Source organism: Enterococcus sp. AZ063 (genome assembly GCF_051715045.1).
GTDB lineage: Bacteria > Bacillota > Bacilli > Lactobacillales > Enterococcaceae > Enterococcus_D > Enterococcus_D casseliflavus.
In genome coordinates this window covers 3,573,996-3,588,100 of sequence record NZ_JBIOTA010000001.1, presented here as the reverse complement: position 1 = coordinate 3,588,100, position 14,105 = coordinate 3,573,996, and the positions used below count along the sequence as shown (strand labels likewise).

Sequence of the window (14,105 nt, the reverse complement as noted above, 5' to 3'; positions counted from 1 at the left end):
TTTTTAAATAGAGGGTTTGCTTTTCACTGAATCGGAATCAAGGAATAAACTGATAAGTTTGGTTTATTCGATGATAAAAAATTTTAGGAGGCAGAGTATGAAAAACGCATTGGTAAAATGGTCGGTCGGGGTGGCAATCTTACTTGGAGGGACCTTGTTCTTCACGGGGAAACAAGTATTTGCTCATGGTTATGTGGAATCACCGATCAGTCGGGGCTATCAAGGGTCTTTGGATCGCAATACGTTAGGGTGGAGCGCTGCGTTTGAAAAATATGGCAATGTCATTTCAAACCCACAATCATTGGAAACCAAAAAAGGCTTTCCAGAAGCAGGACCAGTAGATGGTCGCATCGCTTCGGCAGATGGTGGACTCGGACAAATCGGGGACTTTGTTCTTGATGAACAAGGAACCAATCGTTGGACCAAACAAGACATCAATCAAGGACCATTGCGGGTCAACTGGCATTATACAGCGCCTCACAAGACCACAAAATGGCATTACTATATCACGAAACCAGGATGGGATCAAAACGCGCCACTTTCAAGAGATAGCTTGGAATTGATCGCTACTGTGAATCACGATGGATCGGCTGCCAGCAATAGCCCAAGCCATACCATTACCATTCCAGAAAATCGTCTCGGTTACCATGTCATTTTAGCGGTCTGGGATGTTGCCGATACGCCAAATGCCTTTTATAACGTGATCGACGTTAACGTTTCTGGTTCAACAGTCATTCCTGAAAAACCAGCAGCACCGGCAAATGTCCGATCAGAACGAGTGACTAGCAGCACGGTGGCTTTAGCATGGAACGGTCAAACCGATGCGAAAGAATACAACGTGTATCGTGATGGTGCCTTAGTGGCAACGACTACTGAGCCAACCTTTACCGACACGCAATTAAAAGCCAACACGACCTATAGCTATCAAGTAGAAGCAGTCGGCTTTACGGCGTTAGTTTCAGAAAAAAGTGCTGCAGTGAAAGTGACTACCTCAGCAGACAATCAAGTCGAAACCCCTTCGACACCAGGAAACCTACACCAAATGAGTGTGACAGACAGCAGCGTGTCCTTAATGTGGCAAGCATCCACTCATACAAATGGGATCGCTGGATATGATGTTTACCGCAATGGCGTCAAAATCGCTACAGCCACAGGAACAACCTATGAAGACACGAATCTAGCAGCGGATACAACCTACAATTACCAAATCAAAGCAATCAGCAAAACGGGCGAACAATCCGCCTTTAGTAACCAGCTGAGCGTGAAAACCAATACCAAAGAAGAAACGGAAACACCTGGAGGCGGGGAGTCAGAATACCGTGTGTGGAAACTAGGTACTTTCTCTTCACCAGAAGTGTATACAAGCGGTGAAAACGTGAGCCATAAAGGCAGCAACTATGTCGTGATCAACACCCACTCAAATTACGGGGACACAACATGGTCTCCTGATCAAGCACCAACCTTGTTTAAGAAGCTGTAACCCTTGAATGAATCAGTAAAGCAAGAGCAGTGCGGAGGCACTGCTCTTTTTGACTCTTTTATGAGGAAATGATTGGACCTTTGTTTGATTCGTGCAACCAATTGGCCGAATTCGTTTGATAAATGCAAAAAAGTGCTGCTATGCGTCATGCACAGCAGCACCTGTTTTTTTGTTTTAGATCAAGAATAGAAGAAACGGATCAAGATCCCACCTAAAATCAGCACGATCGCACCACATAAACGGTTGGCCATTTGGGCAAAAGCAATCATTTCCATTCTATCAGAGGCAGACAATACAGCGATATTGCCTGTTCCCCCCATGGAGTTGTTGATCATACCGGCGCCAATTGCGGTTTCAACGGGGTACATCCCCAATACCATCCCGAAGAACCAGCTGGCAGCCCCCATAGATACGACACTGGTTAGGCAAAGCACGACAAATTGCCAAGTAAAGGCAGATGCCAATGTTGACAGATCAATCAATGCCAAACCAATCCCCGCCAAGACCGCATGGGTCAAATTCGTCATCACAACATTGTTGAACATCACCACAGAATCTTCAAGTTTCTTAGGGACAATGTTCAAGGCTTTCAGAATAAAGACAATCACGATCATAAAGGCATACTCGTGAATTTTAGGGAAAAAGTCACTTAAAATCGCACCAACGACCAACAGTGAGAAGGAAAAGAGCATCCCGACCCCGATTTGTTGGGCATCAAGCGTAATTTTTGGTTTTTCTAATTCTTCTTTCGTGGCATTAATCAAGGTGCCATGGCCATTGTATTTGGTTTTAGCAAAAGCTTTGGCGATAAATAAAGCACCAATAATGGCAAGAATATTCCCGAAAGTAACTGCTGGCGCTAATTGAGAAAAGATGGCAGCTTGATTGCCGTTTGCCAAGCCATCGGCATAAATTTGTGAAAGTGGGGTGATTCCCGCTCCCATCCCGCCAGACATCATTGGTAGAGATACATACATCACCGAATCAGCAAAGCCATTGCCTAGCAGCATACCGACAAGGCCGACGGAGAAAAAGCCTACTACCATAGTGATCAAAGCAACGGGAATGAATTTCGTAGAAGCTTTCACCAACAAATTACGGTTCATCCCTAAAATCGAGCCGCAAATCAAAGCGGCAATATAGAAATCAAGAAAGCCAAAACCGCCCCCCATGAAGTCACTGACCGCGTCAATGACTTTCGTGGGTACGAGATGGAAGGAGGCTAAAAGGGTGGCACCAAGCAGGGTAAAAACTGACCCGCCGCCAAGATAAGAATTCATGATCGGGAGTTTTTCCCCAATGAAATACAGCAGGTGTCCTAAGGCAACCAGTAAAATGGTGATCCCAACCATATTTAATGGCAACTTGTCTAAGGCAATCGCACTGAATATGACAACCATGAAAAAGAGATACAAGGGAAGACTAATTCCCGAAATCGTCATCGTTTTTAATTTATTCATTTTTCAGACCTTCCTAGTATGTTGGATACCATTTAAGATTTTGGACAGCTTTTGCCATATCGGTTTCTTGCGCTTGGGCTAGTCCTTGTTCTTTGGCTTTATTGGCAACTGCTTCAGCCACTTTGATAGAAACGTCCGCAACGTATTCAAATGGTGGGAGAACAGGTGCACCGGGTTGGCTCAAATCAACCAAACCACTTAATGAGTGAGCAGCGGCACCAATCATTTCGTCGGTCAAGAGAGAGGCTTCTGAAGCCAACATACCTAACCCTAGACCAGGATAGATCAAGGCGTTGTTTGCTTGACCGATTTGGTAGTCGACTCCTTTGTATTGGATCGTTCCTGAAGGGACACCGGTTGCCACAAAGGCTTTTCCATCAGACCATTCGATTACTTGTTCAGCCGTTGCTTCTAATTTTTTGGTTGGATTAGAGATAGGGAAAATCACTGGACGAGCTGTGTTTTCACACATCGCTTCCACAACTTCTTTGGTAAAGGCACCGGCATTGGTTGAAGTACCGACCAAAATCGTTGGTTTTGCGACTTTAATGACATTGATCAATTGCGTCATATCGCCAACATTGGCAAAGTCAGCCCGTTTTTTGGCAAATGGTTTTTGTGCAGGAGTCAAATCGGACATATCATCGAACAAAAGCCCTTGTTTGTCAACCATAAAGAAATGATTGTAGGCTTCTTCTTCTGAAAGACCTTCGCTGACCATTTCGGCATGGACTCGACTGGCAATCCCAGCACCAGCGGAACCACCGCCATAACATAAGTAGACTTGATCCGTTAATTTTTCACCTGTAATATCTAATGCGCCGAAGATACCGCCCAGTACAACGATTCCCGTTCCTTGGATATCATCATTGAAAGTTGGAATCGATTGTTTGTATTTGTCCAAAATCGTTGCAGCATTTGAACGGCCAAAGTCTTCCCAATGCAAGTAAAGTTTAGGGAACAATGATTCTGCCGTTTGAACAAATTGATCGATGAATTGGTAGTAAGCATCACCGTAGACACGTTCTTGACGATTGCCTAGATACAAATGATCCTCTAACAATTCTTTACGGTTGGTCCCAGCATCGATCACGATTGGTAAAACAGAAGCAGGGTCGATCCCAGCAGCTGCTGTATAAATCATCAATTTACCGACAGAAATATCGACACCTTGGACACCCCAGTCACCAATCCCAAGAATTCCTTCAGCATCTGTGGCTACGATCAAGCGAATGTCCCGATCGCCAGCGGCGTTTTTCAACGTTTCTTCGATGTTTTCTGGATGATTGATATCTAAGTATGCTGCATATTGAGGATCAACGAATAGGCGGCTGTAATTTTCAATGGTATCAGCAATCGTTGGATCGTAGACGATCGGATTGAATTCAACGATATGTTGGTTGAACAAATAGTAGAACAATGTCCGATTGGTATTAAAGATCTCCATTAAAAAGTGACGTTTTTCAATGTCGGATTCTTTGGTGACATATTGCAAATAGGCTTGTTCTGCTTGTTCTTCGATCGTTTGCACGTGAGGGGGCAATAAACCGATCAACCCTAGTTCTTTTCGTTCTTCTTGCGTAAACGCGGTTCCTTTGTTTAAAAATGGGTTATTTAAAATGTCATGTGCTTTCATTATGTTCCTCCAATGGATATATTTTGAGTACTCGTTCATTTCCATTAGCTACTTTAATCCTCGGACAGAATTATAGTCAACTATCGGTGGTATAATAAAAATTATTTATAACAAAACCGATGCGAGCTTGAATCGGCTAAGGGAGAAATCAGACGATGAACATACGAGATTTAGAATACTTTAACGCTTTGGCAGAGATGCTTTCTTTTACGCAAGTGGCGCATAAATTTGCTGTCAGTCAACCAACCGTCAGCTACGCTATCAAACGCTTGGAAGAGCATTATGGCTGTGATTTGATCGCTCGAGAAGCCTCTCATCGCTCCATCTCATTGACGACAGAGGGGGAAATTTTGAAGGCTCATGCGCAATATATCTTAGATGAATTTGTGACCTTGGACCGAGCCATCGACCATGCTAAAAACAATCGGACCCACATCGGTTTGCCGCCAATCATTCGTTCCAAAGTCTTTTCAAAACTCTTAGATGAAAAAGAGATCATCCGCTTTATTTCGAATTTCCACTTAGTATCTGGGGGATCCAATGAATTGCTTTCGAAACTATTATCAGGAAAAATCGATTTTAGCTTGCTGGGCAGTGTCAATCCCCTCGTCCACCCGAATCTGCAGGTGAAGTTGCTGCATCAACAAGAGTTTTTTATCTTTGTGTCAAAAGAAAACCCATTGGCAGAAAAAAAGGAAATCTCATTCGAAGAAGCTGCCGAATATCCCTTTATCCTATTGGAAAAAGGCTATACCCATATGCGGGCCTTTCAGAATTTAAGTGAGAAATCAAAGAAGAAGCCAGAAGTCCCCTTTTATTTTTCAGACGTCCAGACGATTGGCCAGCTGGTCAGTTCCAATATCGGCATTACCTTGATGACGGAATTTCCCGTGTTTCAAGAAATGGAAGGCTTAGTGAAAATACCATTGGTCCCTGAAGATAAGGAAATCTTTTATATTCAATATGCCTATTTAAAGAGTGCGATGTTGAATCAAGAAGTCCAGAAGTTGATTAGGATCTTGGATGAGCTGTCTTGGGAGGAGGAAGGGTGAGGAATGGGGATTTCTTGATGTAAGGGCAGAGAAAAAATGGACGTTTGGGGAGGGGTAACCGTCCTAACTTGGAGAAGTATTTGGTTCACTAATGGTGTTTCAGAATCAGGGAGAACTACTACCAGTATCAAAAGAGGACTTTGGTTTGACACTTATTATTATACATGGAGTTACAGAGTTTGGTAAGAAATCTAATACTACTTTATTCCTTCTATTGCAAACAGAAGGAATTTTTCTTTTTTAGAAAAAATGATCGTCTTGTCTACAAATACGACAGATAAAAAAATAGAAACCCTGAAAACAATTTTTGCTCAAGATACCATAATTTCAGCTGTTAGACATATCATAAAGTTAAGCACTGAAAGAAACTATAGAATTTAGCTGAATTTATATATAATGCTATTTTTAAACCGAATCGTTTCATAAATAGTGTGTTTTATAAATTTATTGAATAAACTTATTTGTATTTTGTTATTGACTTTTAATGTTTTTATATGATATCGTTTTATTATGAAATAATGAATAAAATATAATGTGCAAGGAGGAAATAATGGAAATGATTAGTGTTGCTAAAAAAAGTATCAAAGGATTATTTTTAGTTGGTGTTGTATCATTAGGTATTATTGCGTATCAACCCAATTCCGCTGTAGCGTCAGAAGCTACGTCTGAGTTTTCTGGTGGCTGGATAGAAGGAGAAGGGGAGTTTGGAAACAAACCAACAAATGCAAACTCTTTAATTTCAGCAAGAGCAAAAGATTTCTATCATAATAGTGGGAACAAGAATGTTACTACCCGACAAAAAACTGGATGGGCTGAGACTTACTGGCGTAATGTTTACCACTATTCTCGTGTGCAGCTAAAAGCCCCTATACTTAAAGATGTACGTGTAGATTCGGGAAGAAAATACGGGCAAGCTTATTCATATGCTGAAGCAACAGGGGTTCGAGATCTAGTAACTTATACTTACTGGGGAAGCTGATTGCTAAAAAAATCTAATGTTCGAATTAGGATACCCAACTCTTGAAGTTGGGTATATTTATTTAGGCCGATTAATTCAATAAGCGCCAAAGGTTATGCTAACATTAGGAAAGAGAAAAGAGGGAATTTTTTGAAAAGAACACTTTTTTTCGTAACAAATCTAATTTTTCTGATTGCAACACTCATAAATGCTTTTTCCTTTTTTTATTTTTTTTATCAAAGTAATTTAGACTTTGTTTCCAATAATTTTACGTCTAAAGAGTCAGTACGTCTTATTGTTAATAATAATCTATCTTCCGAAACATGGGGAAATTTGCTAGGTGATCAAAAGAAAATGCTTGTTGTAAAAAATTTAGAAAGTAATTTTTACTATAAAGCAATCTATACTAACTACGACTGGTATCTTCCACTTTCTGAGGGGAGAAACTTTGTTAAAGAAGATTTCTATGATGGGAAGAACAGAGCGATTGTCGGAAAAGAATTGGCTTCTAAAAATAAAAACAATGTAAATATTGAAGGAAAAAATTACGAAGTCATTGGCGTATTAGACGGATCCTATTCAAAAAATTTAAACAAAACGGCTTTAATTAACATTGATTCACTGGAAGGAACTCAAACTCAAGGTGTTTATCAAATTAACTCAAATGAATCAGCGATGGAAAAAGTAAAAAAACATTTGATCAATGATATTTCCGCCATTACGTATTCCGATGATACCAAAATATATAATGCGAAAAATACAGAAGGCAATAATAATTTGTTGCGCTATTCTTTTCAAATACTCTGCTTGTTAGGGGTAGGAATTTGTATATTTTTCTATCTTACTTTATCTCAATCTACAAATTATTTAAAAAAAATTATAGGGATATCTAGAAATACGGTTCTTATAGAAGAGATAAAACAGTTATTAGCTGTATGGTTGGTTGAGAGTGTTCTAGTTTTAACTATTCTATATTTTCCTTTTAAAAAATATATTTATGATTCGATACATTCATTTACAACTAATTATATATCTTCTCAGTTTCTTATCATATGTAGTGCAGCTACCCTATTTATTCTTCTTTTCTTGAGAAATTGGAGGAAGCTTGATGAAATTTAGTAATTATCTGTCAGAGATTTTTGAATCTGTTAAACGAAAAAAACATTTGTTATTTTTCTACAGTTTGTTTTTGTTGTTTTCATTTCTAACACTTTCAGTTTCTAATGTTATGTCACAAGAAAATAGTAATGAAGAGAAAAGGATCTCCACTGGAGATACTAAAACGTTCAAGTTAGTTGATAATCTAATTGGAGAAGACGAAGAGAACTTTTTAAAAAATCTTCAGAGTGTAAATTACCTCTCGTCTATGTATAACGAATTATTGGGAAGCACAATAGGAGAATACCAAGTGATTGGAAGCCAAGGTATAAACTATTTAGAGGAAAACAATTTGGATACTCAGTTTATTGATAACTATGAACATATTGTTAATGTTATTGATAATATGAGTAGTGATGAAATTCCATATAAATCACTGCAAATAAACAATAAGGTGCTTCAACGTTTTAAACTTAGGTTATCACAAGGAAATTTGTTCTCACAAGAGGATTATCAATACAATGACAATAAAATTTCGGTGATATTAGGAGACAATTATTCAGAATACTTTTCTGTTGGAGACAAAATTCAAATTTCTTATTTATTTAAGAATTTCGAAGCTAAAGTAATCGGTTTTGTTGAAAAAGGGGAAAGAATTGTTTTTAATGAGTATGATGATTATGTATTAGATGATCGTATTATTCTTCCTTTCATCGAAAAGGCTCCCCAACAACTAAATAAAGAAGATTTTTCATTTTTTCAAAAACATTTTTTAAACGGAATTAATGGATACTATCAGGTGCCTGATTCTTTATCGCAAGAACAAATGTATAAATTCGTGAATGAACTTTCTCAGCCTTACCAAGTTGGTACAATTGATTTGATAGGAGAATCAGGATTTCATCTATCTTCTATTCTATATACGATCACTAAAAACAATAGGTTACTAAAACTAGTTGCTTATTTTTCAATTGTTGTATTAATAGCGGTAACGATAGTATTTTCTTACTTAGAAATGTTTCGTGATAAAAAGGTTTACCATTTACATTTGTTTTTAGGTGCTACAAAAAAAGAAATTCGCCAGTACTTCCTTGGAGAAAAAATATTACTTTTATCTAGTGTTGTAATTATCAGTGTGATTATAACCAATTACTTAGGGGTAGTTACCAGTAGCTTTCTGATATCATTACTATGCCTGGCGTTATTACTATTTTTATTATTTTATCTCTCAGTAACCATAATTCTTAAGAAATGGAGAATTACAAATGATTAGTATTCAAAACGTTGCACTTCAAATAAAAGATGGTCGGAATAAAAAAGAACTTTTTGAAAATCTTAACTTAACTTTAAATGAAGGCCAAAAAGTCGCAATCATGGGAAAAAGCGGCAGTGGCAAAACAACATTGTTAAAACTAATTGCGGGATTGATTAAAGCAGAAACAGGAGCTATCATTTTTGATGGAAAGAATTTAAGCAGTATGAATGCGAATGAGCGAAGCTTCAATCGTTTAAGGAATATTGGATTTATATTTCAAGATAATCCGATGATTGAAAGTAAGAATGTTTTTGAAAATATTGCTTTACCACTAAAATATTTAGGTGTGGAGAAAAAAAATGTGGAGAAAAAAGTTCATGTTATGTCAAAGCGCTTAGATATTTCACACTTACTATCTGAGAACCCTAGCTATTTATCTGGCGGTGAAAAACAAAGAGTAGGAATTGCTCGAGCACTGATTACTGATCCAAAACTTATTTTGGCAGATGAACCAACTGGTTCACTAGATTCAGAGACAGAATTAATGGTATTAGATATTTTTCAAAGAATTGAATGGAATAATACGAGCTTTGTAATGGTGACACATGACGCTTCCGTAGCAAATATTTGCGATGAGCTATACATGTTAAAAGATAGAAAACTAGAGAATTTTCAAGACTTTAGAAATATCTAAAATAATTTTGAATTCTACTATCAGCCGTAGCAAGAGATATTACCAGCGAATTTTGAAATTGATTTAATTCATAATGGAAGGGGTCAGAAACTTTTTAGTTTTTGATACGCGGGTAAACTCTCGGTATAATAGGCTTGAGATCGTTCCATAAATTTATTTCATAAAGTTAAGGGGATTTTGCATGATTTTAGATAACAATTTGGGTTTAACCAATCAAGCTACGTTAGACAAGGCTGAAGAAAAACTCAGCAAACAAAAAGCGAAGGAATTATATGATTCTGGGAAAATAAATGAAAGCGAAGTAGGTTCATTCCCTGTTGTACTAAGCAATCAGTCTTTATGAATTTGATTTTGAAATTAGGAGAAATTCGGATAGTATTTCTACTTGGAATGATTGTAAAAGGAGAGTACAGAGAAGTTTTTCTCGGTATTCTCCTGCTTTTTTTGAGAACAGAAACAACAAGCTTATGCCATGCACCCATTTTCTAAGAGTGAGTAAAAAAGTAAACCAAGCTCATTATTGTTGCATATGCAACAATAATGAGCTATTATAGTGCTAGATAGGGAGGGGATAGTTCGTGGAGGATATACTTCGTGAGATAGGTTCGATCAGTAGAATGTTGGAATCCATTGCTAATATTGAATTTAAAGAGGTTCAACTCAGTAAAGGACAATACATTTACTTAGTTCGTATATTTGAAAATGAAGGAATTATTCCTGAACGATTAGCCGAACTCATCAAAGTTGATCGCACGACTTTGTCCAGGGCAGTAAAAAAGTTAGAGGAAAATGGGTTCATTCTAAAAGAGTCAGACAAAGAAAATAAAAAAATCAAACACTTATACACAACCATCAAAGGAAAACAGGCGGTTCAATTAATCATAAGAGAAAATAACTATTCAAATAAAGTAGCGATTCAACAGTTATCTGCTTTAGAAAGAAAAAATCTTGCGGAAATGCTGGCAAAAATAAAATCTTCGGTAGAAGTTGATTGGGTCAACGTCAAGAATGGGATCAAAAGAGACTATTGAACGAATAGCGCCGCTAGGGAGATTGGCTCTGATTGAATGTACATTCATGTTACCTAGGAAAGGAAGCACAGGTAGCTGATATTTTGTTAAAAAGGATATAACGAGGATGTCTGCTGAAAAAACAAAGAGCCTGAAAAATAAAGGACAGGAAGTTGTTCAAATAAACTTAGTAGGAGTGTAGAGAAAGTGAAGAAAATAATGATCGATCAAGAATTTTGGGCGCTGTTTCCAGAAGCACAAATCAACTGCCTTGTTGTAAAAAATATAAACAATGTTGCCGATGCTGCACAAGAAACGTTTTTTACTGACTTGCTAAAAAGTAGTAAAGAACAAGCAAAGCGCTACTTAACGACCGATACCTTCAGTGAAAATCAGGTGATCCAAGAATGGCGAAGTGCTTTTCAGCAATTTAAAACGAAAAAAGGGGTACGCTCTTCCATCGAAGCACTGTTGAAACGGGTGAATCAAGACAGAGAATTTTCTCCCATCAATCCCCTAGTAGATATCTATAATAGTATTTCCTTGAAATATGGTGTCCCTTTAGGTGGAGAAGATCTCGATACAATCGTTGGCGACCTTCATTTAGGCGTTGCAAAAGGCGGCGAATCCTTTTTCCCTTTAGGTGCAGAAATTGACTCCCCAGCCTTGGCAAATGAAGTCATTTATTATGATGAGAAAGGTGCGATTTGCCGATGCTTGAATTGGCGGGAAGCCCAACGTACGATGCTAACAGAAGAGACCACCCATGCTGTTTTATTCATTGAGTCGATCAATGAAACGCAACGGGCTCGGGCGAATGAAGCAATCAAAGAATTAAGTCTGTTGATTCAAGAGTATTTTAACGTAACAGGTGATGATTATGTGCTAAGTAAAGAAAGTCCTGAAATCATTTTGTAGGGATGAGCTTGTTGTCTATAGGATAAGATTGATTTACTGAATGCTTGAAAAATTCTAATAGAGAGAAAATCTACTATTATCAAATTTTCTTGAAAAACGAGAGAGGGACAAAACTGAGAAGTTTTTGTCCCTCTTTTAGTCATTTGCACATGTTTCTAATTTCTGATTTAACTGTGTCTCATTGGACAATATTTAGAAGGTAATCAGAATAGGTTTCCTATAATGCACAGCAACTATTGTTGTAAGGAAGGATTCGGTAGTATGTTTCAGGCAAATCGCCAGAAATAGCTAAAAAGCCACTCTATTCTACTCTCTTTTTCAAGAATTCCTGTTAAATGGTAGGTTTTATGTCAAAATGAAAGGTAGAAATGAATGAGGAGTGGTTGATATGAAAGAAACGATATTAGCAATGAAGCTGAAAGAATATAGAGAAAAAAACAAGCTAACGCAAAGTAGGCTAGCAGAATTATTAGAAGTAAGTGACAAGACGATCTCAAAATGGGAGTTAGGTGCTACGTACCCTAGCAAAAAAAATATGATCAAAATAGCCGAAGAATTGGATATTTCATTAGAAACATTACTTTTGGAAGAAACTAAGAAAGACAATGAGGATCTAAAAGTAAGCATCAAGTATGGGGTGATTAGTTTTTGCTTGATCTTTTTTGTCACGATGATCGTAACTTCATTCAATCAAGACTTCAGCACGATTATGAATCTTTCTATTCAAGAAAAGTTAGGAGTATTTTTAACCACCGCTTTAAAATTATTGAGCATCTCTGTGCCGCCAGCGATCATCATTGGCTCCGCGTTTTATTTTTATATCTTCCCAAAAAATAAAAAGGAGAACTAACCATTTCCTCGATTTCGACGGAAATGGTAGATTAGGGTATAGGAATCAAGTCATGGACAGAAAAACGGCATTTTAGGTTCAGTACGACTAGTGTAAAAAGCGTGTAAATTTTACAAGAAGGAGAGAGCAGGATGGGATTATTTGGTAAAAAGAAAGAAGTCAGAAATTTAACGAAGGAAGAAGAAGCAGAAATCAAAGAAGAAATGGCACGACAAATGCTTTCAAAAAACGAAAATGATATTGGTATGGTCAAGAAAATCAAAGACCTGACAAACATGAGTACAGGACAAGCGAAAGAGCTATTCCTGAAATTCAGGGATGAGTTAACCGAGAGATAGCGGATAGGGAATCAGCCAACAACAGCCTTTCAAATGCGAGGCAGATTCGCTTCATTGACAGTTTATGCGGTTGAAAAGGATACGTCTTCTGGTCAGTCAGTATTACAAAATTCGGTTACGCCATAGCACTTCTATTACAATCAATTTTTCTTCAAATGGAGGGGCACAACGATGTCAAAAGATTTAAAAAAGGTTTACAGTATTACGATTATTCAGGTAGTGATTTACGTGATTGCATTAGCCATGGCTTTTCTCAATCGTGGGATCTCACCGAACTGGCCCTTCTACTTGGTCCTAGTAGGAATATTAGGAGGATTTTTTATCCCCAAAAAATATCGCTCACAATTTTCTTCGACTGCTCCGGGTATTTTTTTAAAGAACCGTACGCGACGTACAGAAAATATAATCGAACTGACCGTCACTTGTTTTGTCATTTTTCTGGTTATTTATTTAAATATTGTCTAGAGGGGGTGTGCCTATAGAGAATATGAAAAAGAAGTAACTGTTAGTGTTTGTAGATCTTTATTTACTTTAGTTGATGTAGAAAAAAGTTGAATAGAGCATTATGTATTCTTTACGAAGTGCCATTTATAAATCGGTAAATTGATTTGTATTCAATAGATCGAAAACCTCTCATCCATTTGAGAGGTTTTTTTAGCGAGACAAAAAACAATCACGAATCAAAAACTGAACAGCGGTTGGTCACGTTGCGTATTCTTACGAATGTTGTAACAACCCATTTACGTATCTTCCTTTAGCGTAAAGAAATAAATTAGATCACGGCAATCCGCACCGTGCTTTTTTTATTTTGAAACGCTTTTTATAGAAATGTACAACATTCTCTATTCTTTACCAACAACCGCTATTCTCCGAGCTGTCACCACAATTAAGATAATATTGGAAGTTATAAATCGATTGTATCCGTCATTTTTAAAAACGAGAATTTAATGGAGTTTATAGATATTTTCTTTATCAAAGAATATATACCAGTTTTTCACTCCGTTCCTTAGGTGTGAGTAAATCGATATCAATATAGTGTCGGATAACCACACAGTCAGTCAAGAACCTATGAAAAAAGTAAACAATATACATGGTTCTAAAACACCATTCTCGTGCACTGTTATACCAAAATGTCAGTTCTCTAGTGAGAAGCATCCAAAGTCTGCCGTTCTAATATTTTAATCCCATGAAAAAAATAGAAATTCCTATACACACAAAAAAAGGATAATAGAAAAAGTACGATTATTGTTTTTGATTAAATAATTATATGGATGAGAGGTTTAAGATGAAGAAATAATCGATAGTAAGGCCCTTTGAATTGTAGGTTACGCACTTTTAAGATACACATTATAAACC

The 14,105-nt window shown here is 37.4% G+C and carries 13 protein-coding genes and 1 pseudogene; 12 read left to right on the top strand and 2 right to left on the bottom strand.

The annotated features are described in order from the left end of the window. The first annotated feature begins 97 nt into the window (after positions 1–97). Entirely contained in the window at positions 98–1,480 is a 1,383-nt protein-coding gene (locus IGK61_RS16905; RefSeq protein WP_074536235.1) for a lytic polysaccharide monooxygenase, read from the top strand. Positions 1,481–1,659: 179 nt separating this feature from the next. Here the strand turns inward: IGK61_RS16905 and IGK61_RS16900 are convergent, their stop codons facing one another. Next, a complete protein-coding gene (locus IGK61_RS16900; protein ID WP_005230514.1) occupies positions 1,660–2,940 on the bottom strand; it encodes a 2-hydroxycarboxylate transporter family protein in 1,281 nt (426 codons plus the stop codon). A gap of 13 nt (positions 2,941–2,953) precedes the next feature. Beyond that, positions 2,954–4,615: a malolactic enzyme gene (locus IGK61_RS16895; protein WP_276526192.1), complete on the bottom strand. Its 1,662-nt coding sequence runs from the start codon at positions 4,613–4,615 to the stop codon at positions 2,954–2,956. Between the two features lie 116 nt (positions 4,616–4,731). On the opposite strand from IGK61_RS16895, the gene IGK61_RS16890 reads away from it, so the two are divergent. From IGK61_RS16890 to IGK61_RS16840, 11 genes and pseudogenes are all read left to right on the top strand, one after another. Then, positions 4,732–5,628 carry a LysR family transcriptional regulator gene (locus IGK61_RS16890; protein ID WP_074536231.1) on the top strand — a complete coding sequence of 299 codons (897 nt, stop codon included), beginning with the start codon at positions 4,732–4,734 and terminating at the stop codon, positions 5,626–5,628. Between the two features lie 550 nt (positions 5,629–6,178). Continuing rightward, positions 6,179–6,607 (top strand): hypothetical protein, encoded by a 429-nt coding sequence (locus IGK61_RS16885; protein WP_074536230.1) that lies wholly within the window; start codon positions 6,179–6,181, stop codon positions 6,605–6,607. A gap of 129 nt (positions 6,608–6,736) precedes the next feature. Further along, positions 6,737–7,705 (top strand): ABC transporter permease, encoded by a 969-nt coding sequence (locus IGK61_RS16880; protein WP_010748916.1) that lies wholly within the window; start codon positions 6,737–6,739, stop codon positions 7,703–7,705. Further along, positions 7,695–8,957: a hypothetical protein gene (locus IGK61_RS16875; RefSeq protein ID WP_074536228.1), complete on the top strand. Its 1,263-nt coding sequence runs from the start codon at positions 7,695–7,697 to the stop codon at positions 8,955–8,957. The genes IGK61_RS16880 and IGK61_RS16875 overlap by 11 nt, the downstream gene beginning before the upstream one ends. Then, complete coding sequence (locus IGK61_RS16870; RefSeq protein ID WP_010748918.1) at positions 8,950–9,633, top strand: ABC transporter ATP-binding protein; 684 nt, start codon at positions 8,950–8,952, stop codon at positions 9,631–9,633. Before IGK61_RS16875 ends, IGK61_RS16870 begins: the two co-directional genes overlap by 8 nt. Positions 9,634–9,814: 181 nt before the next feature. Next, positions 9,815–9,946 (top strand): annotated as a pseudogene (locus tag IGK61_RS16865) (mobilization/cell filamentation-like protein); the annotation flags it as partial. 265 nt (positions 9,947–10,211) lie between these two features. Then, on the top strand, positions 10,212–10,664 hold the full coding sequence (locus IGK61_RS16860; RefSeq protein ID WP_010748920.1) for a MarR family winged helix-turn-helix transcriptional regulator: 453 nt from the start codon (positions 10,212–10,214) through the stop codon (positions 10,662–10,664). Positions 10,665–10,850: 186 nt separating this feature from the next. Further along, positions 10,851–11,561 (top strand): B3/B4 domain-containing protein, encoded by a 711-nt coding sequence (locus IGK61_RS16855; RefSeq protein WP_010748921.1) that lies wholly within the window; start codon positions 10,851–10,853, stop codon positions 11,559–11,561. Positions 11,562–11,949: 388 nt separating this feature from the next. Further along, positions 11,950–12,411, top strand: a complete 462-nt coding sequence (locus IGK61_RS16850) for a helix-turn-helix domain-containing protein (protein ID WP_010748922.1) — start codon at positions 11,950–11,952, stop codon at positions 12,409–12,411. A 131-nt stretch (positions 12,412–12,542) separates the two neighbouring features. After that, on the top strand, positions 12,543–12,749 hold the full coding sequence (locus IGK61_RS16845) for a hypothetical protein (RefSeq protein WP_005230526.1): 207 nt from the start codon (positions 12,543–12,545) through the stop codon (positions 12,747–12,749). Positions 12,750–12,920: 171 nt separating this feature from the next. Next, entirely contained in the window at positions 12,921–13,214 is a 294-nt protein-coding gene (locus tag IGK61_RS16840) for a hypothetical protein (protein WP_074536226.1), read from the top strand. Positions 13,215–14,105: the final 891 nt, after the last annotated feature.

Bases quoted from the DNA above. Each gene is read 5' to 3' on its own strand.
- IGK61_RS16905 (WP_074536235.1), top strand. From the start codon at position 98: ATGAAAAACGCATTGGTAAAATGGTCGGTCGGGGTGGCAATCTTACTT.
- IGK61_RS16900 (WP_005230514.1), bottom strand. From the start codon at position 2,940: ATGAATAAATTAAAAACGATGACGATTTCGGGAATTAGTCTTCCCTTG.
- IGK61_RS16875 (WP_074536228.1), top strand. From the start codon at position 7,695: ATGAAATTTAGTAATTATCTGTCAGAGATTTTTGAATCTGTTAAACGA.
- IGK61_RS16840 (WP_074536226.1), top strand. From the start codon at position 12,921: ATGTCAAAAGATTTAAAAAAGGTTTACAGTATTACGATTATTCAGGTA.
- IGK61_RS16885 (WP_074536230.1), top strand. From the start codon at position 6,179: ATGGAAATGATTAGTGTTGCTAAAAAAAGTATCAAAGGATTATTTTTA.
- IGK61_RS16845 (WP_005230526.1), top strand. From the start codon at position 12,543: ATGGGATTATTTGGTAAAAAGAAAGAAGTCAGAAATTTAACGAAGGAA.
- IGK61_RS16890 (WP_074536231.1), top strand. From the start codon at position 4,732: ATGAACATACGAGATTTAGAATACTTTAACGCTTTGGCAGAGATGCTT.
- IGK61_RS16850 (WP_010748922.1), top strand. From the start codon at position 11,950: ATGAAAGAAACGATATTAGCAATGAAGCTGAAAGAATATAGAGAAAAA.
- IGK61_RS16870 (WP_010748918.1), top strand. From the start codon at position 8,950: ATGATTAGTATTCAAAACGTTGCACTTCAAATAAAAGATGGTCGGAAT.
- IGK61_RS16895 (WP_276526192.1), bottom strand. From the start codon at position 4,615: ATGAACGAGTACTCAAAATATATCCATTGGAGGAACATAATGAAAGCA.